This is a genomic window from Streptomyces sp. NPDC047853, assembly GCF_043204535.1.
GTDB lineage: Bacteria > Actinomycetota > Actinomycetes > Streptomycetales > Streptomycetaceae > Streptomyces.
In genome coordinates, this window is the sequence record NZ_JBIDCI010000003.1 from 379,707 (window position 1) to 403,348 (window position 23,642).

At 73.0% G+C, this 23,642-nt stretch carries 21 protein-coding genes; 10 read left to right on the forward strand and 11 right to left on the reverse strand.

The genetic code is table 11. The features are described from left to right. Positions 1-48: 48 nt before the first annotated feature. The 3 genes from ACGF5T_RS08645 to ACGF5T_RS08655 all read left to right on the forward strand — a co-directional run bounded on the left by ACGF5T_RS08645 (position 49) and on the right by ACGF5T_RS08655 (position 4,083). Positions 49-810, forward strand: coding sequence for a DeoR/GlpR family DNA-binding transcription regulator (locus ACGF5T_RS08645; protein ID WP_366766802.1), 762 nt, complete (start codon positions 49-51; stop codon positions 808-810). After that, the gene (gene pfkB / locus ACGF5T_RS08650) at positions 807-1,754 is read left to right on the forward strand and encodes a 1-phosphofructokinase (protein ID WP_366766801.1); all 948 of its coding nucleotides are present in this window, start codon (positions 807-809) and stop codon (positions 1,752-1,754) included. Before ACGF5T_RS08645 ends, pfkB begins: the two co-directional genes overlap by 4 nt. Before the next feature lie 202 nt (positions 1,755-1,956). After that, positions 1,957-4,083, forward strand: a complete 2,127-nt coding sequence (locus ACGF5T_RS08655; protein ID WP_361013879.1) for a fructose-specific PTS transporter subunit EIIC — start codon at positions 1,957-1,959, stop codon at positions 4,081-4,083. A gap of 120 nt (positions 4,084-4,203) precedes the next feature. Here the strand turns inward: ACGF5T_RS08655 and ACGF5T_RS08660 are convergent, their stop codons facing one another. The 4 genes from ACGF5T_RS08660 to ACGF5T_RS08675 form a co-directional block, all read right to left on the reverse strand. Then, positions 4,204-4,950, reverse strand: coding sequence for a DUF6227 family protein (locus ACGF5T_RS08660; protein ID WP_356609020.1), 747 nt, complete (start codon positions 4,948-4,950; stop codon positions 4,204-4,206). Between the two features lie 177 nt (positions 4,951-5,127). After that, entirely contained in the window at positions 5,128-6,351 is a 1,224-nt protein-coding gene (locus tag ACGF5T_RS08665; RefSeq protein WP_361013873.1) for an Ig-like domain-containing protein, read from the reverse strand. A 271-nt stretch (positions 6,352-6,622) separates the two neighbouring features. Then, a complete protein-coding gene (locus ACGF5T_RS08670) occupies positions 6,623-7,660 on the reverse strand; it encodes a P1 family peptidase (protein ID WP_356609016.1) in 1,038 nt (345 codons plus the stop codon). Positions 7,661-7,951: 291 nt separating this feature from the next. Further along, the gene (locus ACGF5T_RS08675) at positions 7,952-9,193 is read right to left on the reverse strand and encodes a low temperature requirement protein A (protein ID WP_356609014.1); all 1,242 of its coding nucleotides are present in this window, start codon (positions 9,191-9,193) and stop codon (positions 7,952-7,954) included. 143 nt (positions 9,194-9,336) lie between these two features. On the opposite strand from ACGF5T_RS08675, the gene ACGF5T_RS08680 reads away from it, so the two are divergent. Then, positions 9,337-9,513, forward strand: a complete 177-nt coding sequence (locus tag ACGF5T_RS08680; protein WP_356609012.1) for a hypothetical protein — start codon at positions 9,337-9,339, stop codon at positions 9,511-9,513. Between the two features lie 55 nt (positions 9,514-9,568). Here the strand turns inward: ACGF5T_RS08680 and mscL are convergent, their stop codons facing one another. The 6 genes from mscL to ACGF5T_RS08710 form a co-directional block, all read right to left on the reverse strand. Then, on the reverse strand, positions 9,569-10,039 hold the full coding sequence (gene mscL / locus ACGF5T_RS08685) for a large conductance mechanosensitive channel protein MscL (RefSeq protein WP_356609010.1): 471 nt from the start codon (positions 10,037-10,039) through the stop codon (positions 9,569-9,571). 189 nt (positions 10,040-10,228) lie between these two features. Then, positions 10,229-10,777: a hypothetical protein gene (locus tag ACGF5T_RS08690; protein WP_356609008.1), complete on the reverse strand. Its 549-nt coding sequence runs from the start codon at positions 10,775-10,777 to the stop codon at positions 10,229-10,231. Between the two features lie 441 nt (positions 10,778-11,218). Further along, entirely contained in the window at positions 11,219-12,061 is an 843-nt protein-coding gene (locus ACGF5T_RS08695) for an S-methyl-5'-thioadenosine phosphorylase (protein WP_366766800.1), read from the reverse strand. A 153-nt stretch (positions 12,062-12,214) separates the two neighbouring features. Further along, the gene (locus ACGF5T_RS08700) at positions 12,215-12,550 is read right to left on the reverse strand and encodes an FmdB family zinc ribbon protein (protein ID WP_366766799.1); all 336 of its coding nucleotides are present in this window, start codon (positions 12,548-12,550) and stop codon (positions 12,215-12,217) included. Between the two features lie 68 nt (positions 12,551-12,618). Further along, on the reverse strand, positions 12,619-13,944 hold the full coding sequence (locus ACGF5T_RS08705; protein ID WP_361013863.1) for an MFS transporter: 1,326 nt from the start codon (positions 13,942-13,944) through the stop codon (positions 12,619-12,621). 247 nt (positions 13,945-14,191) lie between these two features. Next, positions 14,192-15,736 (reverse strand): potassium/proton antiporter, encoded by a 1,545-nt coding sequence (locus ACGF5T_RS08710; RefSeq protein ID WP_356609000.1) that lies wholly within the window; start codon positions 15,734-15,736, stop codon positions 14,192-14,194. Positions 15,737-16,011: 275 nt separating this feature from the next. Between ACGF5T_RS08710 and ACGF5T_RS08715 the strand changes: the two genes are divergently transcribed. Next, positions 16,012-18,840, forward strand: a complete 2,829-nt coding sequence (locus ACGF5T_RS08715; protein WP_366766798.1) for a penicillin acylase family protein — start codon at positions 16,012-16,014, stop codon at positions 18,838-18,840. A 90-nt stretch (positions 18,841-18,930) separates the two neighbouring features. Here the strand turns inward: ACGF5T_RS08715 and ACGF5T_RS08720 are convergent, their stop codons facing one another. Further along, the gene (locus ACGF5T_RS08720; RefSeq protein ID WP_356608996.1) at positions 18,931-19,545 is read right to left on the reverse strand and encodes a 5-formyltetrahydrofolate cyclo-ligase; all 615 of its coding nucleotides are present in this window, start codon (positions 19,543-19,545) and stop codon (positions 18,931-18,933) included. Positions 19,546-19,638: 93 nt separating this feature from the next. Here ACGF5T_RS08720 and galU point away from each other — a divergent pair, with 93 nt between their 5' ends. From galU to ACGF5T_RS08745, 5 genes are all read left to right on the forward strand, one after another. Further along, positions 19,639-20,541, forward strand: coding sequence for a UTP--glucose-1-phosphate uridylyltransferase GalU (galU, locus tag ACGF5T_RS08725; RefSeq protein ID WP_356608994.1), 903 nt, complete (start codon positions 19,639-19,641; stop codon positions 20,539-20,541). Positions 20,542-20,612: 71 nt separating this feature from the next. Then, entirely contained in the window at positions 20,613-21,896 is a 1,284-nt protein-coding gene (gene glp, locus ACGF5T_RS08730; protein WP_366766818.1) for a gephyrin-like molybdotransferase Glp, read from the forward strand. 86 nt (positions 21,897-21,982) lie between these two features. Then, positions 21,983-22,504, forward strand: a complete 522-nt coding sequence (gene moaC, locus ACGF5T_RS08735) for a cyclic pyranopterin monophosphate synthase MoaC (protein WP_356608992.1) — start codon at positions 21,983-21,985, stop codon at positions 22,502-22,504. Then, a complete protein-coding gene (locus tag ACGF5T_RS08740) occupies positions 22,501-23,004 on the forward strand; it encodes a MogA/MoaB family molybdenum cofactor biosynthesis protein (RefSeq protein ID WP_366766797.1) in 504 nt (167 codons plus the stop codon). The genes moaC and ACGF5T_RS08740 overlap by 4 nt, the downstream gene beginning before the upstream one ends. Positions 23,005-23,021: 17 nt before the next feature. Then, positions 23,022-23,636: a GNAT family protein gene (locus ACGF5T_RS08745; protein ID WP_356608988.1), complete on the forward strand. Its 615-nt coding sequence runs from the start codon at positions 23,022-23,024 to the stop codon at positions 23,634-23,636. Positions 23,637-23,642: the final 6 nt, after the last annotated feature.

The following is a 23,642-nucleotide window of genomic DNA, read 5'->3' on the forward strand; positions in this document are numbered from 1 at the left end:
GCCTCCCGTGAAACCACAGGTTCGGGCATGAGGTGGAGGCGAACAGGCATGTACGCACCGGAGCGGCAGCAGGAGATCCTCCGGCTCGCCCGGGACGGCGGCCGGGTGGACGTGGTGTCGCTGGCCGAGGAGTTCCAGGTGACGGCGGAGACGATCCGCCGGGACCTGAAGGCCCTCGACCGCGCCGGTGTGCTCCGCCGGGTGCACGGGGGCGCCATCCCCGCCGGCCGGCTCGACTTCGAGCCCGACCTCGCCGAGCGCGAGTCCACGGCGGCCGACGAGAAGGACCGCATCGCCAAGGCGGCCCTGGCGGAGCTGCCGGCCGACGGCACCGTGATCCTCGACGCCGGTTCGACGGTGGCCCTGCTGGCCGCGGCCATCCCGCCGGAGGCCTCGCTGACCGTCGTCACCCACAGCCTGCCCATCGCGGCCCGCCTCGCCGACCACCCCGGCATCCAGCTGCACCTGGTCGGCGGGCGCGTGCGGCACCGTACGCGCGCCGCCGTGGACGCCTGGGCGCTGCGCGCGTACGGCGAGATCCGCGCCGACGTGGCCCTGGTGGCCGCCAACGGCTTCTCCGCCGGGCACGGCCTGACCACGCCCGACCTCGCCGAGGCCGCCGTGAAACGCGCCGCCGTCGCGGCCGCCCGGCGCGTGGTGCTGCTCGCCGACTCCTCCAAGCACGGGCAGGAGCACTTCGCCCGCTTCGGTGCGCTGAGCGACGTGGACCTGTTGATCACCGACAGCGGGCTGAGCCCCGACGACGCCGCCGCCGTCGAGCAGGCCGGCCCGGAAGTGGTCCGCGCATGATCCTCACCGTCACCCCCAACCCGTCCCTGGACCGCACCTACGAGGTGCCCTCCCTGGACCGCGGCGAGGTCGTCCGCGCCACCGGCGAGCGCGTGGACCCGGGCGGCAAGGGCGTCAACGTCTCGCGCGCGGTGGCGGCCGCGGGCCGGCGTACCGTGGCGGTGCTGCCGCTCGGCGGCGCCCCCGGCACTCTCGTGGCCGACCTGCTCGACGCCCAGGGCATCGAGGTGGCGGCGGTGCCGATCGCCGGCGCCACCCGGTCCAACATCGCGCTCGCCGAGGCCGACGGCGTCCTGACGAAGATCAACGCACCGGGGCCCGAACTGTCGCAGGCCGAGCGGGACCTGCTGCTGGAGACCGTGCGGCGGCAGTCCCGCGGCGCCGACTGGATCGCCTGCTGCGGCAGCCTGCCCCGCCCGCTGGCCCCCTCCTGGTACGCGGCCCTGGTCGCCCGGGCGCACGCCGCCGGGGTCCGCATCGCCCTGGACACCTCCGGACCCGCCCTCCTGCACGCACTGCGCGAACGCCCCGACGTGGTCAAGCCGAACGCCGAGGAACTGGCCCAGGCCGTCGGACGCCCCCTGGCCACCGTCGGCGACGCCCTGAAGGCCGCGGAGGAGCTGCGCGAGCTGGGCGCCCGGTCCGTACTGGCCAGCCTGGGCGCCGACGGACAGCTGCTCGTGGACGACGCGGGCGCCTGGTTCGGCAGCGCCCGCGTGGCGGCCGTACGCAGCAACGTCGGCGCCGGTGACTCCTCGCTCGCCGGGTTCCTCGTCGCCGGCGGTGCGGGGCCGGACGCCCTCGCCTCCGCCGTCGCGCACGGCGCGGCCGCCGTCCAGCTCCCCGGCAGCGTGATGCCCGCGCCGGCCGACCTCGACCCGGGCGCGGTGACGGTCACGGCCGAGGTGCCGGTGGACCGCGCGCTGCGGGAGCCGGCGTCATGACCGTCGCGTGCGTGGCCCTTTCCCCAGTGACGGGCGGGTCCGTACCCCGGACGCCCGTCGCCGCCGTCCCGGGCCGCCGTGGCCCGGGCCCCCGACCCCACCGCAGCACTCCCTCCCCTCTCCCCGTCCGTACCCCCGCCCCCCTCCCCGTCCTCGCCCACCACCTCACCTCCCGGGCGATACGCGAGCTAAGGAGCCCGCGATGAGCGACATGATCACCGCGGATCTGGTCGACCTCGACCTGTCCGCCGACACCAAGGAAGCGGCGGCACGTGCCCTCGCCGGGCGGATGGCGGCCCTGGGCCGGGTGACCGACCTGGAGGGCTTCCTGGCCGACGTGGCCGCCCGCGAGGCGCAGATGCCGACCGGCCTCGACGGCGGCATCGGCATCCCGCACTGCCGCAGCGAGCACGTCACCGAGCCGACGCTCGCCTTCGGGCGCAGCGCGGACGGCATCGACTTCGGGGCGGCGGACGGCCCGGCCGACCTGGTCTTCCTGATCGCCGCGCCGGCGGGTGCCGACGACGCCCACCTGACGATCCTCTCCGCCCTGGCCCGGCAGCTCATGAACGCCGAGTTCACCACCGCGCTGCGGTCGGCGGGCGAGGCGGGGGAGGCCGTGGCACTGATCCGGGGCGAGGCGCCGGCCGACCTCGCGGGCGGACCCCGTACCGCGGACGGACCCGCGGGCGCCCAGGACCCCGTGGCGGACTCGGCGGCGGCCTCCGCCGAGCCCGCCACGGACAGCACCGGCAGGGCGGACGCGGCGGAGGCCGGCCGGGCGCCGGGGGCGGGGGCGGAGGAGCCGGCCGCACCCGGGCACCCCTTCCGCATCGTCGCCGTCACCTCCTGCCCCACCGGCATCGCGCACACCTACATGGCCGCCGAGGCGCTGGAGAACGCGGGCCGTGAGGCGGGTGTCGAGGTCGTCGTCGAGACCCAGGGATCGGCCGGCTTCAGCCGCCTCGACCCGGCGGTGATCGCGGCGGCGGACGGCGTGATCCTCGCCCATGACGTGCCCGTGCGCGAGAAGGACCGCTTCGCCGGGAAACCCACCGTCGACACCGGCGTCAAGGCCGCCGTGAACCGGCCCGGCGAACTGATCGGCGAGGTCCGCGCCAAGGCGGCCCGCGGCGAGGTCACGGCCGCCGGGCCGGCCGGCGGGGCGCCCGCCGAGCGCGGCCGCGAGGCCGGTGAGGGGTACGGCACCACACTGCGCAAGTGGCTGATGTCCGGCGTCAGTTACATGGTCCCGTTCGTCGCGGCCGGCGGTCTGCTCATCGCCCTCGGCTTCGCGATCGGCGGCTACGAGATCAACAAGGCGCCGTCGGTGACGGACCACTTCGTGTGGACGCAGGTCGACAGCTGGGCGGCGCTGCTGTTCCAGATCGGCGGCGTGGCCTTCGCCTTCCTCGTCCCGGTGCTGGCCGGCTACATCGCCTACGGCATGGCCGACCGGCCCGGCCTGGTGCCCGGCTTCGTCGGCGGCTCGATCGCGCTGACCATCGACGCCGGTTTCCTCGGTGGTCTGGCGGCCGGTCTGCTCTCCGGTGCCGTGGTGATGGCCATCCAGCGGATACGGATCCCGGCGGTGCTGCGCGGCATCATGCCGGTGGTGGTGATCCCGCTGATCTCCGCGGCCGTCGTCGGGTTCCTGATGTTCGTGGTGATCGGCAAACCCATCGCCTCCGCGCAGCAGGCGATGACCGACTGGCTGGGCGACCTGTCCGGCGCCAACGCCGTCCTGCTCGGCGCCCTGCTCGGCCTCATGATGTGCTTCGACCTGGGCGGCCCGGTCAACAAGGTCGCCTACGCCTTCGCCACCGCCGGCATCGCCGTGTCGGACCCGAGCGACTCCGCGATGAAGATCATGGCCGCGGTCATGGCGGCGGGCATGGTCCCGCCGCTGGCGATGGCCCTGGCCACGACCGTCCGCGCCCGGCTCTTCGACGCCGCCGAGCGCGAGAACGGCAAGGCCGCCTGGGTGCTGGGCGCCTCCTTCATCTCCGAGGGCGCCATCCCGTTCGCCGCCGCCGACCCGCTGCGGGTCATCCCGGCGTCCATGGCGGGCGGCGCGCTGACCGGGGCGCTGTCGATGGCCTTCGGTGCCACGCTGCGCGCCCCGCACGGCGGCGTCTTCGTGGTCCCCCTCATCGGCAATCCGCTGCTCTACCTGGTCGCGATCGCGGCGGGCGTCTGCGTCACCACGGCCCTGGTGGTCGTCCTCAAGGGCCTGCGCAGGCCGGCGCCCGGAGTGGCGGCCCAGGGGCCCGGCGACGCCGATCCGTCCGCCGCGGCGCCGGGAACGAAGCGGCCGGTGGCCGCGTAGGGCGTGAGCGACGTCGATCCGGCGTTCTCCGGGCCGGGTTCCGACGGGGCCCGGCCCGGTCGCGTCGCCCCGCGGGAGCCGGTCTCCCGGAGGCGCGCGGGCTCCTCGTCGCGGGGACGCTCAGGAGACCTGCGCCGCGCGCAGCTCCATCGCCCGCCGGGCGGCGTCCTCGCTCTCGTACACCTCGCACATGTGCCGCCCGTCGGGCGTGGCCGTGTGCTCGACCTCCCAGAGGGAGAGCTCGGCGCCGTCACGCAGCAGGAAGGCGTGCTCGTAGAGCGAGAAGCCGACGCGGGCGCGGCCCGCGCGGCCGGGGCCGCCGAAGGCCTGGGTGATCCGGTGCCCGGACGCCGTCGCCAGCCGGGCGGCGAGGTCGGCGCCGGGCCGGTCCGGGTTCTCCGCGCGGCGCAGCAGCCGGCGGGCATGGTCCGCCGAGGCGTCCGGGACGTAGGCGTGCCGCGGGGCGGGGGCCGCAGAAAGCTGCACCTGCACCGGCAGTTCGAAGTCGGGTGCGTCCGGCGGCAGGGCCAGCCGGGCGGTGGCGGTGCGCAGCTCCTCCTCGTCGACGTACACCTCGTGCTGCGGTTCGCTGCCCGGCGCGGTGTTGTGCACGATCTCCCAGAGGGTGAGCGCGGAGCCGTCGGCGAGCAGCCAGGTGTGGCGGTACGTCTCGCGGTGCAGGCCCGCGCTGTGGTGCGCGGAGTGCAGCGAACCGTCGTGCGCCAGCGCGCAGTCCAGCTGCCGTATCGTCTCGTCGGGCAGCTCGAACGAGTTCAGGGCGCGACCCAGCAGTCGCATGAGGTGCTCCTCCGGAGACTCCGGCGACTCGGGTGGTTCGTACGCTGCCGTCTCGTACGGAACGCTCAAGGTTTCTCCCGGCGTTGCTGCATGTCACCTTGTGGGTGCATACCGTAGCCCCTCGGTCGGACATCATGTCCGGGAACCGAGAAAACGTACGCACGAAAAACGAGCGGGCCGCGCGAAATGTTCCCGCGCGACCCGACGGTCACTCAAAAAACGCTGCTCAGGGGGTCGGTCGGCCGGTCAGACGGCGCTGCCGTCGACCCACTCGCCCCATGCCATGTTCCAGCCGTTGAGGCCGTTGTCCGGCGCGATCGCACCGTCCGGGGAGTTCTTGACGGTCACCACGTCCCCGATCAGCGAGTTGTCGTAGAACCACTTGCCGTCGGTGGCGCCCTGCCCGCCCTGGGCGTCCCGCAGCCCGACGCAGCCGTGGCTGGTGCCCTGGACGCCGAAGGGCGGATTGCCGCGGTCGTACCAGTAGTTGCCGTGGACGAAGGTGCCGGACTGGCTCAGCCGCATCGCGTGCGGCACGTCCGGGATGTCGTACTCCCCGCCGAAGCCGACCGTCGACCCGTCCATGTGCGTCCGCTCGGACTTCTCCGAGATGACCATCTGCCCGTTGTACGTAGGGTTCTCGGCGCTGCCCGCCGAGATCGGGACCGACTTGAGGGTCTTGCCGTCGCGCACGACCGTCATGGTCTGCGTGTCCGCGTCGACCGTGGAGACCTGGGCACGGCCCACCGTGAAGGTGACGGTCTTGCGCTGCACGCCGTGGATGCCGTTCGCACCCTCGACCCCGTCCAGGTCGATCTTCATGGTGACCTTGGAGCCGGCCTTCCAGTACTCCTCGGGCCGGAAGTCGAGCCGCTGGTCACCGAACCAGTGCCCGACCACCTCCTGGCCGCTGCTGGAGGTGACCGTGATGTGCGACTGCACGTTCTTCCGGTCGCTGATCGCCTTGTCGAAGGTGAACGACACCGGCATCCCCACACCCACCGTGGTGCCGCCGTCCGGGGTGTACGAGCCGATGAAGCTGTTGGCCGAGGAGACGGTCGTGAAGACCGAGTCGGCGGCGGCCGTACGGCCGTTCGCGTCCTTGGCCTGTGCCGTGATCCGGTACTTGGTGCCCCGCTCCAGCTGCTCCTTCGGCTTCCAACTGCCGCCGTCCGCCGACACCGCGCCCGGCACGGCCGCGCCCGTCTCGGCCACCGTCATCCGCACGTCGGTCAGCCGGCCGTCGCTGACCTTCACGCCGGTCGCGTTGATCGAGGCGCCGGTCGAGCCGTCCTTCGCCGAGATCACGACCTCCGCCACCGAGGTCTTCGCGGAGTCCGCGCCGCCCTTGCCGTCCTTCTTGTCCTCCGCGCTGGCGCTTCCGCCGCAGGCGGTGAGGGCGAGGGCGCCGACGACCAGGGCGGCGACCGCCACCGGTACGCGCCGCGATGCTATGTCCGCCGTTGTCACGGGCTGCTCCAGGTTCAGGTGTCGTACGGTGTCCGCTTCAGCCCTGTAGAGGCGGTCGACGACCGCCGGGGTTCCCACCGGTCGCCCGGAACGCCGACGCGTGACAGAACCGGGACAATCACCCGCCCGTCCGCCCAACCGGCCCCCAAACGCCGCCCGTAGAGCCTCGCGCCCGACCCCGCCCGACCCCCTGCCGCCGCTCGCGAACCACCCCGCACCGGCTGGGACGGGTCGCCCGACGACGCTTCCGGCCGGCGCCGGGCGGAGGCACTCAGGGCTGCTCCACCCCGTACAGCTCCTCGTAGGACGGCCACGCCCCGCCCGGCCCGTCCACGGGCCCGGCGGCCCGTACGGCGCGCACGATCGCGCGGGTCACCACGTCCGCGCCCGCCGCCAGCACCTCGTTCAGCGCGAGCGGCTGACGCGGGTCGAGAGGGCGCTCGCCGGTCGCCAGGGCGAACACCGTGTCCCCGTCGCTGAGCAGGTGCACCGGCCGGACCGCCCGGGCGATGCCGTCGTGCGAGGTGCCGGCCAGCTTCTGCGCCTGTGCCTTGGACAGGTCCGCGTCGGTGGCGACCACGGCGAGCGTGGTGTTCAACGGCGGCGGCGCGTTCCTCGCCGCGACCTCGTCGAGACGCCGGCCGGCGGCCGCGTGGACGGCGGGTGCCGGATGGCGGACCCGCCCACCCCGGAACAACTCCCCGTACAGAACCCCCGTCTCCGGATCCGTCACCGACCCCGCCGCGTTGGCCACGACCAGCGCCGCCACCGTGATCCCCGAGTCCAGCACGGTGCTCGCCGTGCCGATCCCGCCCTTCAGCGTGCCGACCACGGCTCCCGTGCCCGCCCCCACGCAGCCCTCGGCGACCTCCGCGCCCGGTCCGCTCGCGTGGGCCGCCTCGACCGCCGCCCGTCCCGTGGCCGCGTCCGGCCTGGCCCGGAAGTCGCCCCCGCGCCCCAGGTCGAAGACGCAGGCCGCGGGCACCACCGGCACGACGTGAGCGGGGTCCGGGCCGACGCGCACCCCACGCCGGTGCTCCTCCAGCCAGGCCATCACCCCCGACGCGGCGTCGAGCCCGTACGCGCTGCCCCCGGTCAGCACCACCGCCTGCACCTTCCGCACCAGGTTCCGCGGATCGAGCGCGTCGGTCTCCTTGGTGCCGGGGCCGCCTCCGCGCACGTCCACGCCGGCGACCGCCCCGCCCTCCGGCGCGAGCACCACCGTCGTGCCCGTGAGCCACCCGTCGCCGGTCCGCGTCGCATGCCCCACCGACAGGCCGGCGACATCCGTCAATGCGTCAACTGTCATGCCGCCAGTCTCGACGAGGCACGGGCACGGTCTCGACTAGGCACGGGCACGGGCACGGGCGCGGTCTCGACGAGGTGCGGGCATGGGCGCGGTCTCGACGAGGTGCGGGCATGGGCGCGGTCTCGACGAGGTGCGGCCCGGTTTTCGAGGCGGCCCGGCCCGGTCCCGACGCGGCGCGGGCACGTCTCCGCGGGTGCAGGCGCGGTCTCCACGGGCGACGGGCACGGTCGCCACGCGGCCCGGGCGCGGGCGGGCGGAGACACGAGCACGGCGGAGGACGCCCAGGCGGTATCAGGCGTCCGGCGTCACCTGTTCCCGGCGGTGGACACTCCGCCGCGCGGTCAGCGCCACCCCCGCCGTCACGGCCAGCGCCAGGACGATCCCGGCCACGAGCACGGCCATGTCGCCGAGGAAGGTGCAGCAGATCACGAGCAGCGCGGCCGTCGGCAGGACCAGCTGCTCGGCCAGGCCGACCTTGAAGTGCCGGGCGTGCAGGGCCCACACCGTGAGCAGGAAGAGCGCCGTCGGCAGGGTCACCGCCGCGGACGCCGCCAGCTCCGAGATGTGCGCCTCGCCCACCGCCTGTTCCACCGCCACCTCCAGACCGGCACCGATCGCCGCGGCGGAGGCGAACACCAGGTAGTGGCCGTAGCCCCACAGGAACGACTGCCTGCTGGACCGCAGGTACCCGTGGACGGGCACGACGAAGTAGATCCACCAGGCGGCGAAGACGATCAGCAGACCGCCCGCCGCGATCGGCAGCAGCTCGCCCAGCGCGTCGTTCTCCTCGATGCCGGACTTCACCGCGACCGTGGCCGCGGCGATGGTCTCGCCGAGCACGATGATCGTGAACAGCCCGTACCGCTCGGCGATGTGGTGCGGATGCCAGGACGACGGGTGCTTGCGCTCCGCGAAGGCCGGCACGCACAGCTCCAGCACCACCATGACCAGGAACAGCCAGCCCTGTCCGCCCTCCGGCAGGAACAGCAGCCCCAGCCAGCCGAGCTGGCAGACCAGCACGCCCCCGGCGTACCTCAGCGCCATCGCGTTCTCCGGCGGCCCGGCGGAACGGGCCGCCCTCAGCCACTGCGCCGACATGGCCACCCGCATGATCACGTAGCCGAGCACCACGGCCGTCCAGTCGTGGTCCTCGAAGGCCCGGGAGACCCCGGCCGCGAGGACCAGCACACCGGCGATCTGCACCAGGGTGACGATGCGGTAGAGCACGTCGTCGTTGTCGTACGCCGAGGCGAACCAGGTGAAGTTCATCCACGCCCACCAGACGGCGAAGAAGACCATCGCGTAGTTGAGGACGCCCTCGCCGGCATGGCTCTCGGCGACGGAGTGCACCAACTGGGCGCCCGCCTGGGCGACGGCGACCACGAAGCACAGATCGAAGAAGAGCTCCAACGGGGTGGCGGCGCGGTGCGCCTCGTGCCGGCCGCGGGCCGTCAGCCTGCGCAGGGGCGGGCGCACGCCGGGAGCGTCGGGCGGCCCCGAGGGCGCGCTTGCGGGGGTGGGACTGGACGTCATGGTCCCCAGCACAGCAGAGACGGCCCGGATGTGCTTGCGGACGCTCCCGTACGCCGGGAGGGGCGGGGAAGGCGGAGCGCCGCCCACCGGGAGGGGCGGGGAAGGCGGAGCATCGGCCGCCGGGCGAGCCGTACCCTGGAGCCATGAGTACCGCCCCCGATCCCGAGCCCCGCGCACCCCGGCCCGCGCTGGTCTTCGACGACCCGCTGGACCAGCAGACCTCGGACGACACCGACCGCGGCTGGGGCGAGCGGACCGAACGCGACAGCGCGGCCGACCTCAAGCGCTTCCTCGACGAGAAGCCGCCCCACCACCTGTGAGCGAAGCGGGCACCCGCCCGCGGTCCAGCCGTTCCCGCCGCGGGCGGCGACGGCGTTACGGGCGGTCGTGACCCGACCCGCGCTGCGCGACCAGCGCGTCGCGGATCTCCTTGAGCACCTCCAGCTCGGAGACCTCGATGATCTCCTGCGTGCTCTCCTTCGCCTTGCGACGGGCCTCCATCTTGGCCAGGTACTTCGACATGGGCAGGACCATCAGGAAGTAGACGACGGCCGCGGTGATCAGGAAGGTGAGGGTGGCGCCCAGCACCGAGCCCCAGAGGATCCGCACGCCCGTCGCACTGTCGCCGGTCCCGGTGCAGGGGCCCTTGAGACAGGAGCTGTAGCTGTCCAGGCTCTGGGTGCCGAACGCTCCGATCAGGGGGTTGATGACCCCCTTCACCACCGAGTTGACGATGTTGGTGAAGGCGGCGCCGATGACCACCGCCACCGCCAGATCGATGACGTTCCCGCGCATCAGGAAGGCCTTGAAGCCCTGCCAGACGCTCGGCTCGTTCTTCTCGCTCACCTCGGGGGCTCTCCTCGCTTGAACAGGTCTCGCCCGACCGGGGTGCGCGGGAACAGGGCGCGCACGAACGGGTCTGTCGCGGACCAGGTGGGGAACAAAACGCTCCGCAACCTACGTCAGCGTTGGGCCGTCCTGTCCAATCAGGCCCCTCGATCGAGCGACCGGAGGGCGCTGGGCGGTCGCGGGTACTCAGCACAGCGTCACCGCCAGCCGTGCCGACGCCCCCGCGCCGACCAGCCGGTGCGCGGTGGCGCGCGGCACCGAGACCACGACCAGCGCCCCGCCCGCCGTGGCCCCGTCCTCGGGCTCGGGCAGCTTCGTCACCCGCGCTCCGCGCGCGATCACCGAGGCGTCGCCCGTGCCGCCGTCGCCGGCCGCGACGACATCGACCCGGTCGCCCGGCCTGAGCAGTCGGACGGTGGCCGCGTCGGCGATCCGCAGCGGCGCCGTCACCAGCTCCGCGCCGTGCCGCTTGCGGACCTGCTCGGTGACCGGGTGCCCCCGCGCCCGCTGGGCGTCCTGGGGACCGGCTCCGGGGCGCGGGCCGGCCGCGACCAGCGCCGCGGCGGTGACGACGAGCCCGGCGGCCACCGCCCGTCGCCGGTGCCTGAGGAGCCGGTGCAGCTGCTGCCGCCCGCCGCGCACCCGCACGGGAGCGAAGTGCGGGACCTCGCAGGTGGGCGGGGCGTCGGTGCCGAGCGGCAGCGCGGCGTGACCGGTGGGACGGGACAGGGACATGGGGACCACCACCTGTGACGAGGGAACGGCTTGCGGACCCACGATGGGCCCTTCCGCCGCCGCCCGCCGGAGCCCGTGGACCACCGCCCGACTGTGGAAAACTCCGCCACTCGAACGGGACGCTCCGGTCGGTCCGGGCTTCACCGCCTGCCCAGCCCGTCCCGCGGCCTGCCAGGCTCCTGCCCCTGCCCGGCCCGTCCCGTGGCCTGCCCAGGCTCCTGCCCTGCCCGGCCCGTCCCGTGGCCTGCCCAGGCTCCTGCCCTGCCCGGCCCGTCCCGCGGCCTGCCCAGGCTCCTGCCCCCGCCCGGCCCGTCCTGCGGCCTGCCCAGGCTCCTGCCCTGCCCGGCCCGTCCCGCGGCCTGCCCAGGCTCCTGCCCCCGCCCGGCCCGTCCCGTGGCCCGCCCCGCTCCACCCAGCGCTACGGCCCCGCTCCACCCAGCGCTACGGCAGCGCGATCCCCGGGTCCATGCCGCCGAGGGCCGTCGCGCACCGGCAGTCGCGCTCCCCGGTCGCCGGAAGCGCGGCCACCGTGTCGAACAGGACGCCCCGCAGCCGGTCCACGTTCGCCGCGAACACGCGCAGGACCTCCTCGTGGGAGACCCCCTCGCCGGTCTCCGCGCCGGCGTCGAGGTCGGTGACGAGGGTCAGGGAGGTGTAGCAGAGCTCCAGTTCACGGGCGAGTGCCGCTTCCGGGTGGCCGGTCATGCCCACCACCGACCAGCCCTGCGCCCGGTGCCACAGCGACTCCGCACGCGTCCCGAAGCGCGGTCCCTCGACCACGACCAGGGTGCCGCCGTCCACGGGTTCCCAGTCGCGTCCCCGGGCCGCCTTCAGCGCGGCGGCCCGGCCGACGGCGCAGTACGGGTCGGCCAGCGAGACGTGCACGACCTTGGGCACCGTGCCGTCGGGCGTCGGCAGCCCGTCGAAGTAGGTCGACGGGCGGGTCCTCGTACGGTCGACGAACTGGTCCGGCACCAGCAGGGTCCCGGGACCGTACTCGGGGCGCAGGCCGCCGACCGCGCACGGGCCGAGGATCTGGCGCGCGCCGACCGAGCGGAGCGCCCAGAGGTTCGCCCGGTAGTTGATCCGGTGGGGCGGCAGATGGTGGCCGCGCCCGTGCCGGGGCAGGAAGGCGACCCGCCGGCCGGCGACCTCGCCGAGGAAGAGGGAGTCGCTGGGCGGCCCGTACGGGGTGTCCACCTCGACCTCGGTCACGTCGTCGAGGAACGAGTACAGACCGGAGCCGCCGATCACGCCGATCTCGGCATTCACCTTGTTCGCCATGCCCGCACCCTAGCCGCCCCGTGAAACGCCGAGGACCCCGTCGTCGGAGGACGACAGGGTCTCGGGAGGAACCGTGAAAAGGCCTCCGCAGCGGTGGAGCCCACGCGGCCCGGCGGGCCTACGCGGCCACGGACACCGCACGGCTGCCGGGAACTATGCGGCCGTGGAACCCGCGGAGCTGCCGGAGCCCGACTTCGAGGACGAACCGGAGCCCGACGACGAACCCGAGTCCGACGAAGAAGACGAAGACGAGGACGACGTCGAGGAGGTGCCCGACTTCGAGGACGACGACGGCGAGCTGCTGGACGAGCTGCCGCGGCTGTCGTTGCGGTAGAAGCCGGAGCCCTTGAAGACGATGCCGACCGCGGAGAACACCTTCTTCAGGCGCCCCTGGCAGTTCGGGCATTCGGTCAGAGCGTCGTCGGTGAACTTCTGCACCGCCTCGAGGCCCTCGCCGCACTCGGTGCACTGGTACTGGTACGTCGGCACTTGTCTTCCTCCTGGCACTCTCACTCGATGAGTGCTAACGACGGTCCATAGTGACGCATTCCTCGGGATCAGTCCACTACGGCAGGCTCTCGGTGACCGACGCCACGTGTGACCGTGCGCGCGACCTCACGCGCGTGCGGCCGGGCCGCCAGCCGCGAGCGCAACGCCAGCAGCGTCGCCAGCGCGAGCACCGTGCCGCCCATCGGCACCAGGAACCCGGCGCCGCCCCACAGCCGGTCCTCCAGCTGGCCGGAGACGGTCACGGCCGCCGCCTGGCCGAGCGCCACCGCGCCGGTGAGCCAGGTGAAGGCCTCGGTGCGGGCGCCGGCCGGGACCAGGCCCTCGACCAGGGTGTAGCCGGTGATCAGGGCGGGCGCGACGCACACGCCGACGAGCAGGCCGAGGCCGGCCAGGACCAGCACCGAGTGCGCGGCCCACAGGCCGGACGCGGTCAGCGCCAGGGCGGTGTACCCGACCAGGAGGCGCCGCTGCGGGGCGGCCTTCCAGGCGATGGCGCCGCAGGCCAGGCCGGAGAGCATGTTGCCCGCCGCGAAGACGCCGTACAGGACGCCGTTCAGCCCGGGCTCGCCGATGGACTCGGTGAACGCGGCCAGCGACACCTGCATGCCGCCGAAGACGGAACCGATGCCCAGGAAGACCACGATCAGGACGCGCACCCCGGGGATGCGCAGCGCCGGAACGTGCTCCACGCGCGCGTGGTCGCCGTCGGAGCGGCCGACCACCGGCTGGGTGCTCTTCTGCGCGGCGAACAGCAGACCGCCCACCAGGGTGAGCGCGGCCTCCGTGACCAGGCCCGCGGCCGGGTTCACGGCCGTGCACAGGGCGGTCGCCACCAGCGGGCCGAGGACGAAGGTCAGCTCGTCCGTGACGGACTCGAAGGCGGCCGCCGTGCTCATCAGGGGGGATCCCTTGAGCTTCACGGCCCAGCGGGCCCGCACCATGGGCCCGACCTGCGGCACCGAGGCGCCGGTGGGCACGGCCGCCGCGAACAGCGCCCACAGGGGTGCGTCCGCGAGGGCGAGGACGGTCAGGGTCAGACCGGACGCCGTGTGCACCAGCACGCCGGGGAGCAGCACGGCGCGCTGTCCGTGGCGGTCGGCGAGCCGGCCGCTGTAGGGGGCGAACAGGGCCATGGAGACGCCGGTGACGGCCGCCACGGCGCCCGCGACGCCGTAGGAGCCGGAGGTGTGCTGCACGAGCAGCACGATGGAGAGCGTCAGCATGGCGAAGGGCTGGCGCGCCGCGAAGCCGGGGAGCAGGAACGTCCAGGCGCCGCGGGTGCGCAGCAGCTGCCCGTACCCGGGCCGGGCGGAGGCGGGCGCGTGCGGGTCCCTCTCCTGCGACTTCTTCGACGGGGTGACCGTGGATGCCACGGCCCGTGCCTTTCTGCCGCCTGGTAGCGCGGTTCCCGTGCATGGTTCGTGGCCGTGCGGGAGCGCCGAGAGCTGTCCTCTTGCGCGGACTGCGGTAGATGCCGGAGCCCGAAAGGGGAGGGGGCGTCCCGGCCGCCATACGGTCGCGCCAGCTCTGCGTCAGGCAGAGTTGGTTCGATCAGGTGCCGCCTTCATCGTACAGGGATCAAAGGGGCGCGGCCTGTGAAAGCGAGCACCCCTCTCCCGTTCACCTGCGATTGCCGCCCGCGTCTCCGGAGTGCAGCCAGCCGGCCAGCTTGCCGCCCTGGCCGACCGCGCGCAGCCGCGCCTCGGCGGCGTCCCGGACCGGGTCGGTCGCGACCACCAGCAGCTCGTCCCCGCGCCGCAGCCCCGTCGTCGGCAGCGGCACGAACGACTTGCCGTCGCGGACGACCAGCGTGACGGCGGACCCGGCCGGCAGCCGCAGCTCGTTGACCTCGACGCCGTGCATCCTCGACCCCTCGGGGATGGTCAGCGAGAGCAGGTGCCCGCGCAGCCGCTCCAGGGGCGCCGACTCGATGCCGAGGTCGGCGGCCTCGTCGGCGTTGCCCAGGCGCAGCTTGCCGGCCAGCCAGGGCAGCGTCGGCCCCTGGACCAGGGTGTAGACGCAGACCAGCACGAAGACGATGTTGAAGATCCGGCGGCTGCCGTCGACGCCCTCCACCATGGGGATCGTCGCCAGGACGATGGGCACCGCGCCGCGCAGCCCCGCCCAGGACATCAGCGCCTTCTCCCGCCACGGCACCCGGAACGGCAGCAGGGACAGCACGACGCTCAGCGGGCGCGCCACCAGTGTCAGCACCAGCCCGATGACCAGGGCGGGCAGGATGTCGTCGCCCAGTTCGTGCGGGGTGACCAGCAGGCCGAGCAGCACGAACATGCCGATCTGCGCGAGCCAGCCGAGCCCGTCGGCGAACCCGCGGGTGGCGGGCCAGTGCGGCAGCCGGGCGTTGCCCATGACCATCGAGGCGAGGTAGACCGCCAGGAAGCCGCTGCCGTGGGCCATCGCGCCGGCCGCGTAGGCCGCGACGGCGATCGACATGACGGCGATGGGGTAGAGGCCGGAGGCGGGCAGCGCGACGTGCCGCAGCCCCCACGACCCGAGCCAGCCGACCGCGAGGCCGATGGCCGCGCCGATGGCCAGCTCCAGGGCGATCTCGCCCAGCAGCAGGTACCAGTGCTCGATCGGACCGGCCGCGGAGAAGGCGACCACGAGGATGACCACCGGGGCGTCGTTGAAGCCCGACTCGGCCTCCAACGTGCCCGTTATGCGCGCGGGCAGCGGAATCCTGCGCAGCACCGAGAAGACGGCCGCGGCGTCCGTCGAGGACACCACCGCCCCCACGATCAGCGCCTGCCGCCACTCCAGCCCGGTCAGGTAGTGGGCGCCCGCCGCCGTGACGCCGACACTGATCGCGACTCCGACCAGGGCCAGCGCGGAGGCGGCCGGCAGGGCCGGTTTCGCCTCCTTCCACTTCGTGCCGAGGCCGCCCTCGGCCAGGATCACGACCAGGGCGGCATAGCCGATGACCTGGACCAGTTCGGCGTCGTCGAACCTGATGTCGCCGATGCCGTCCTGGCCCATGGCGACGCCGATGGCCAGGTAGACGAGCAGGCTGGGGAGCCCGCTGCGCGAGGAGATCCGGACCGCCGCCACGGCGATGAGCAGGACCAGTGAGCACAGGAGCAGGAGCTGGTTGAGGTGGTGGACAGTCAGCGGCCGTTCCCTTCCCTGGCGCACAGCACGGTTCACAGCACGTACCACGGCGGGCGGGCGCGCCCGCGCGGTGAGCTACAAGCACACCCCCATGGCACACGAAGCCGCAGTGCTCCGCGGACAACTACTTCGTTACCTTACCTAACTCTTGACGCTTTCTTGACGCTCGCCTTGGCAAGATCGAACGCCCGTGCGCGCCCGTACCCGACTCCGCGTCAAGGGGGAGTGGGGCCTGCGCCTACAGTTGCTCCAGCGTTCAGTACAAAGCACAGCCCGCCCCTGCCGCTCGTGTTAGGACAGCAAGGACAGCGATGCCCCCCACCAAAACCGCCTCCACGGGTCAGCAGCCCGGCAAGTCCGGCAGGAAGAAGGGGCGCAAAGCGCGCCTGCTCGTCCTCGTGCTGGTACTGGCCCTCATCGGCGGCCTCGTCTACGGGGCGTACTGGTCCATCAGCACCGTCCGCGCGTCCTTCCCGCAGACCAAGGGCTCGATCACGCTCAAGGGCCTGGCGGGACCGGTCGACGTCAAACGCGACGGCTACGGCATCCCGCAGGTCTACGCGTCCTCCGACGAGGACCTGTTCATGGCGCAGGGCTACGTCCAGGCGCAGGACCGGTTCTACGAGATGGACGTGCGCCGGCACATGACCGCGGGGCGCCTGTCGGAGATGTTCGGCAAGGGCCAGGTCGACAACGACGAGTTCCTGCGCACCCTGGGCTGGCACCGGGTGGCGCAGAAGGAGTACGACGAGAAGCTGTCGGCCTCCACGAAGAAGTACCTCCAGGCGTACGCCAAGGGCGTCAACGCCTACCTGAAGGGCAAGGACGGCGCGGACATCTCCCTGGAGTACGCGGCCCTCGGGTTCACCAACGACTACAAGCCCCAGGAGTGGACCCCGGTCGACTCGGTGGCCTGGCTCAAGGCCATGGCCTGGGACCTGCGCGGGAACATGCAGGACGAGGTCGACCGCGCCCTGATGACCAGCAGGCTGGGCCCCAAGCAGATCGCCGACCTGTACCCGGCGTACCCGTACGACCGGAACAAGGCGATCGTCCAGGAGGGCCAGTACGACGAGGTCACCCAGACGTTCGACGGCGGCGGGTCGTCCGGCGGCGACGGCTCCGGAACGGGCACCGGCACGGGGTCCGGCACCGGCACGGGCACAGGTACCGGCACGGGCACAGGTACCGGCACGGGCACAGGTACCGGCATGGGCACGGGCACCGGCGCCGGCGCCGGCCTGGAGAGCCAACTGGCCAGCCTCCAGAACGTCCTGGACGACGTCCCCACCGCCGTCGGTGTGAACGGCAACGGCATCGGCTCCAACTCCTGGGTCGTCTCCGGCGAGCACACCATCACCGGCAAGCCGCTGCTGGCCAACGACCCGCACCTGTCGCCGTCGCTGCCGTCCGTCTGGTACCAGATGGGCCTGCACTGCCGCAGCGTCTCCGCGAAGTGTCAGTACGACGTCGCCGGCTACACCTTCGCGGGCATGCCCGGCGTGGTCATCGGCCACAACCAGGACATCGCCTGGGGCCTGACCAACTCCGGCGTCGACGTCACCGACCTGTACCTGGAGAAGATCACCGGCGCCGGCTACCAGTACGACGGCAAGGTGGTCCCCTTCGAGACGCGCGAGGAGACCATCAAGGTCGCCGGCGGCGAGTCCAAGAAGATCGTCGTCCGCGAGACCAACAACGGCCCCCTGCTCTCCGACCGCGACGACGAGCTGGTGAAGACCGGCAGGAAGGCCACCGTCGACACCTCCGCCCCCGACCGCGGCGACGGCTACGGTGTCGCGCTGCGCTGGACCGCGCTGGAGGCGGGCACCACCATGGACGCCGTCTTCGCGATCGACCGGGCGAAGGACTGGGACGACTTCCGCGAGGCCGCCACGCTCTTCGACGTCCCCTCGCAGAACCTCGTCTACGCCGACGCCGAGCACATCGGCTACACGCTGCCCGGCAAGATCCCGGTGCGCGCCGAGGGCCACGACGGCTCCGTCCCGGCACCGGGCTGGAACTCCGAGTACCGCTGGACCGGCGAGTACATCGACCAGGACGAGCTGCCCTACGAGTACGACCCGGACCGCGGCTACATCGTCACCGCCAACCAGGCCGCCGTCGACGCGGACGAGTACCCGTACACGCTGACCGCGGACTGGGGCTACGGCACCCGCAGCCAGCGGATCACCTCCCTGATCGAGCAGAAGATCAAGGACGGCGGCAAGATCTCCACCGACGACATGCGCCAGATGCAGCTGGACAACAGCAGCGAGATGGCCAAGCTGCTCGTCCCCCAGCTGCTGAAGATCGACGTCGGCGACAAGGACGTCCGCGAGGCGCAGAAGCTCCTCGAGGGCTGGGACTACACGCAGGACGCCGACTCGGCGGCCGCCGCCTACTTCAACGCGGTCTGGCGCAACCTCCTCAAGCTCGCCTTCGGCAACAAGCTGCCCAAGGAACTGCGCGTCGAGGGCCAGTGCCTGTGGGTCGACCCGGTCAACACCACCGGACCCGCGGACGAGACCAACAAGGTCCGCGAGTGCGGCCAGCGCGACGCCGACCAGGCGCAGCCCGACGGCGGCGACCGCTGGTTCGAGGTCGTCCGCAACCTGCTGGACAAGCCGAAGAGCGACTGGTGGACGACGCCCGCCAACGGCACCCGCAAGGGCGCCGACCACAACCGCGACGACCTGTTCAAGCGCGCCATGGTGGACGCCCGCTGGGAGCTGACCGCCAAGCTCGGCAAGGACATCGACTCCTGGAACTGGGGCCGGCTGCACCGCCTGTTCCTGAAGAACCAGACCCTGGGCACCGAGGGCCCCGGCTTCGTGAAGTACGCCCTCAACCGCGGGCCCTGGAAGCTCAGCGGCGGCGAGGCGGCGGTCAACGCCTCCGGCTGGAACGCGGCCGGCGGCTTCGGGGTGGTGTGGGTGCCGTCCATGCGGATGGTGGTCAACCTCGGCGACCTCGACAAGTCCCGCTGGATCAACCTCACCGGCGCCTCCGGACACGCCTACAGCGCCCACTACACCGACCAGACGGACAAGTGGGCCGACGGGGAACTGCTGCCGTGGGCCTTCTCGAAGAAGGCCGTCGACGAGAGCACGAGCGACACCCTGGTGCTCAAGCCCTAGCCCTCGCACCGCTCGACGGGAACGGCCTCCACGCGCGCGTGGAGGCCGTTTTCGCGTCCGCCCGGCGTCAGCGGGTGTCTCCGCCCGCGGTCAGCGGAACCGCCGCACCCCCGAGGGCGTCACCACCGCGTCCACCGGCCGGTCGTGCGGCTCCCCGGGGACGTGCGCCACGACCTCCCAGTCGTACAGCAGCACCAGCAGCGCGGACCGCGTGTCCGCCCGCTCCAGGCGCGCCAGAACCCGGTCGTACGACCCGCCGCCGCGCCCCAGACGCATGCCGCGCGCGTCGACCGCAAGCCCCGGCAGCAGCACCGCTCCGGCTCCGGTCACCGCGTCCGGCCCCAGACGCTCACCGGCGGGCTCCCACAGGGCCATCCGCCCCCCGTGCCGCACGCGCGCGAGGGACTCCTCGCCCGTGTACGCGCCCCAGTCCAGGTCGTTGTCCGGCAGCAGCGCGGGCAGCAGGACGCGCACGCCCCGCGCGCGCAGCGCGTCGAGGAGCGTGAGGGTGCCCGGTTCGGAGCCCACCGACACGTACGCCGCCACGGTGTGCGCCCCCGCCACCTCCGGCGACGCGAGCGCCCGCACGGCCAGTGCGTCCGCCGATTCCCGCACGTCATCCGCGGTCAACCTGCTCCTCGCCGCGAGGAACTCCCGCCGCAACGTGCGTTTGTCAGGTTCGCTTCCGGGGTCGATGTGACGCACTGCTCACTCCTCGAACGCTCTCATGCGCTCATATGAGCGCCACTGATTCGGAGTCACGGATTCTCCCTATTGGCACCGGATATGGTGTCGCGCATGACTCAGTCCCACCCCAGGATCAGCAAGGCTGTCATCCCCGCAGCCGGGCTCGGTACCCGGTTCCTGCCGGCAACGAAAGCCACTCCCAAGGAGATGCTGCCGGTCGTCGACAAGCCGGCGATCCAGTACGTGGTCGAAGAGGCCGTGTCCGCCGGCCTCGGCGACGTCCTCATGGTCACGGGCCGCAACAAGCGCCCCCTCGAGGACCACTTCGACCGCAACTACGAGCTGGAGTCCGCCCTCCAGAAGAAGGGCGACGCCGGCCGGCTGGCCAAGGTCCAGGAGTCCAGCGACCTCGCCATGATCCACTACGTCCGCCAGGGCGACCCCAAGGGACTCGGCCACGCCGTGCTCTGCGCCGCCCCGCACGTCGGCAACGAGCCCTTCGCGGTGCTGCTCGGTGACGACCTGATCGACCCCCGCGACCCGCTGCTGCAGCGCATGATCGACGTGCAGGAGCAGCACGGCGGCAGCGTCATCGCCCTCATGGAGGTCGCGCCCGAGCAGATCCACCTCTACGGCTGCGCGGCCGTCGAGGCCACCGAGGACGGCGACGTCGTCAAGGTCGGCGGACTGGTCGAGAAGCCCGACCCGGCCGACGCCCCCTCGAACTACGCCATCATCGGCCGCTACGTCCTCGACCCGCACATCTTCGACATACTCCGCAAGACGGAGCCGGGCCGCGGCGGCGAGATCCAGCTGACCGACGCCCTCCAGCAGCTCGCGGAGGACGAGAAGGTGGGCGGCCCGGTGCACGGTGTCGTCTTCAAGGGCCGCCGCTATGACACCGGCGACCGCGGCGACTATCTGCGTGCCATTGTCAGACTCGCGTGCGAACGTGAAGATCTGGGCCCGGACTTCCGGACCTGGCTTCGCAGTTACGTAGCCGAGGAGATGTAGCGACGTTGAGCAGCACCGCGCACCGTGACGCCGGCCACGACCACACCGCGGCGGACTTCGGTCCGGACCGTCTGTGGTCGGTGCAGGACCACCTGGACGACATCCTGGCCACCGTCCGCCCCCTGGAACCCATCGAGTTGAACCTGCTCGACGCCCAGGGCTGCGTCCTGGTCGACGACGTCACGGTGCCGCTCTCCCTGCCGCCGTTCGACAACAGCTCCATGGATGGGTACGCGGTGCGGGTCGCCGACGTCGCGGGCGCGAGCGAGGAGTTCCCCGCGGTCCTGGAGGTCGTCGGGGACGTCGCCGCGGGCCAGGCCGACCCGCTCCCCGTGGGCCCCGGCCAGGCCGCCCGCATCATGACGGGCGCCCCGCTCCCGCCCGGCGCCGAGACCGTCGTCCCCGTGGAGTGGACCGACGGCGGGCTCGGCGAGGGCCCGGCGGCCGGCATGCGCGCCCGCAGCCTCGCGCCGGAGGGTGCCGAGGGCCAGGTCCACGTGTACCGGCCGGCCGAGGCACGCGCGCACGTGCGCGCCAAGGGCAGCGACGTCAGGTCCGGCACCCGCGCGCTGGAGGCCGGCACGATCCTCGGCCCGCCGCAGATCGCCCTGCTCGCCGCGATCGGCCGCGGCCGGGTCCGCGTGCGACCGCGTCCGCGCGTGGTCGTGCTCTCCACCGGAAGCGAACTGGTCCAGCCCGACGAGGAGCTGGCCGCCGGTCAGATCTACGACTCCAACAGCTTCGCCCTCACCGCCGCCGCCCGCGACGCCGGCGCGATCGCCTACCGGGTGGGCGCCGTCGCCGACGACGCCGAGACCCTGCGGTCCACCATCGAGGACCAGTTGGTCCGCGCCGACCTGATGGTCACCACCGGCGGGGTGAGCGTCGGGGCGTACGACGTGGTCAAGGAGGCGCTGGCGCACGTCGCCGACGAGGACGAGCCGGGCAGCGGCGTCGACTTCCGCAAGCTCGCCATGCAGCCCGGCAAGCCCCAGGGCTTCGGCTCCGTCGGCCCCGACCACACCCCGCTCCTCGCCCTGCCGGGCAATCCGGTGTCGTCGTACGTCTCCTTCGAGCTCTTCGTCCGCCCGGCGATCCGCACCCTCATGGGACTCCCCGACGTCCACCGTCCCACGACCACCGCGTCGCTCACCGCCGACGAGGCGCTGTCCTCGCCCAAGGGACGCCGGCAGTTCCTGCGCGGCACCTTCGCCGACGGCGCGGTCACCCCGGTCGGCGGCGCCGGCTCCCACCTCGTGGCCGCCCTCGCGCACGCCGACGCGCTGATCGTCGTGCCCGAGGACACCGAGACCGTCGAGCCGGGCGCCGAGGTCGAAGTGGTCCTGCTCGGCTGACCCCGCCCCCTTGGCGGTACCGTGTCGCGCACAGCAGGCCCACGCGCCGCACCGCGCCGGGCCCGGACCGGGAGCGCCACACGAGCATGAGTACGCAGGACCGACCCCCGCACCACGGCCAGGACGCGCACGACCCGCGAGGCCGGCTGACGCACATCGACGAGGCGGGCGCCGCCCGGATGGTCGACGTGTCCGGCAAGGACGTGACCGCACGCACCGCGCGCGCGAGCGGACGCGTCCTCGTCGCCCCCCGTGTGGTCGAGCTGCTGCGCGGCGAGGGCGTCCCCAAGGGCGACGCCCTGGCCACCGCGCGGATCGCGGGCATCATGGGCGCCAAACGCACCCCGGATCTGATCCCCTTGTGCCACCCGTTGGCGCTCTCCGGTGTGAAACTGGACCTGTCGGTCGCGGACGACGCCGTGGAGATCACCGCCACGGTGCGGACGACGGATCGCACGGGTGTGGAGATGGAGGCGCTCACCGCGGTCACCGTCGCCGCGCTCACCGTGATCGACATGGTCAAGGCGGTCGACAAGGGAGCGGTCATCACGGACGTGCGGGTCGAGGAGAAGACGGGCGGCAAGTCGGGCGACTGGAGCCGGTCATGAGCTACCGCGCGCTGGTGGTCACCGCCTCCAACCGGGCCGCCGCCGGCGTCTACGAGGACAAGGGCGGCCCGCTGGTCGCCGAGGGACTGCGCCGCTTCGGGTTCGCCGTCGACGGCCCCCGGGTCGTCCCGGACGGCGACCCCGTCGAGGCCGCCCTGCGGGCAGGCGCCGAGGCGGGGTACGACGTGATCGTCACCACCGGCGGCACCGGCATCTCGCCCACCGACCGCACCCCCGAGGCGACGCGCGCGGTGATCGACCACGAGGTCCCCGGCATCGCGGAGGCGGTGCGGGCGTACGGCCGGGAGAAGGTGCCGACCGCGGTGCTCTCCCGGGGCGTGGCGGGAGTGGCGGGCCGCACGCTGATCGTCAACCTGCCGGGATCGTCCGGCGGGGTGCGGGACGGCCTCGCCGTGCTGGAGCCGCTGCTCACGCACGCGGTCGACCAGCTCCGCGGGGGCGACCACCCCAGACCGGCCAGTGACGGGGGTGCGAGCTGAACAGCGCCTCCTGGCCCGTGGAGCTGGTGGACGGCGATCTCGTCCTCCGGCCGATAAGGCTGCGCGACCAGCGGATCTGGCGAGAGGTCAACCGGCGCAACCGGGACTGGCTGCGCCCCTGGGAGGCGACCATCCCGCCGCCCACGCCCGGTGGCCCGCTGGTGAACCGGCCGACCTACCGCCAGATGGTGCGGCACCTCCGGTCCGAGGCACACGCCGGACGGATGCTGCCCTTCGTCATCGAGTACCAGGGCCGCCTGGTCGGACAGCTGACGGTGGCCGGGATCACCTGGGGCTCGATGTGCTCCGGGCACGTCGGCTACTGGGTGGACGAGGCGGTCGCCGGCCGCGGGGTGATGCCGACGGCCGTGGCGATGGTGGTGGACCACTGTTTCCGCACCGTCGGACTGCACCGGGTCGAGGTCTGTATTCGCCCCGAGAACGCGCCCAGCCGACGGGTCGTGGAGAAACTCGGATTCCGCGAGGAAGGGCTCCGGCCGCGTTATCTCCACATCGACGGAGCCTGGCGCGACCACCTGGTCTTCGCGCTCACCGCGGAAGAGGTCCCCGAGGGGCTGCTGCGACGCTGGCACCGGTCGCGGGACCGGAGCGCTCGGAACTCGGGTAATTGAATAAAC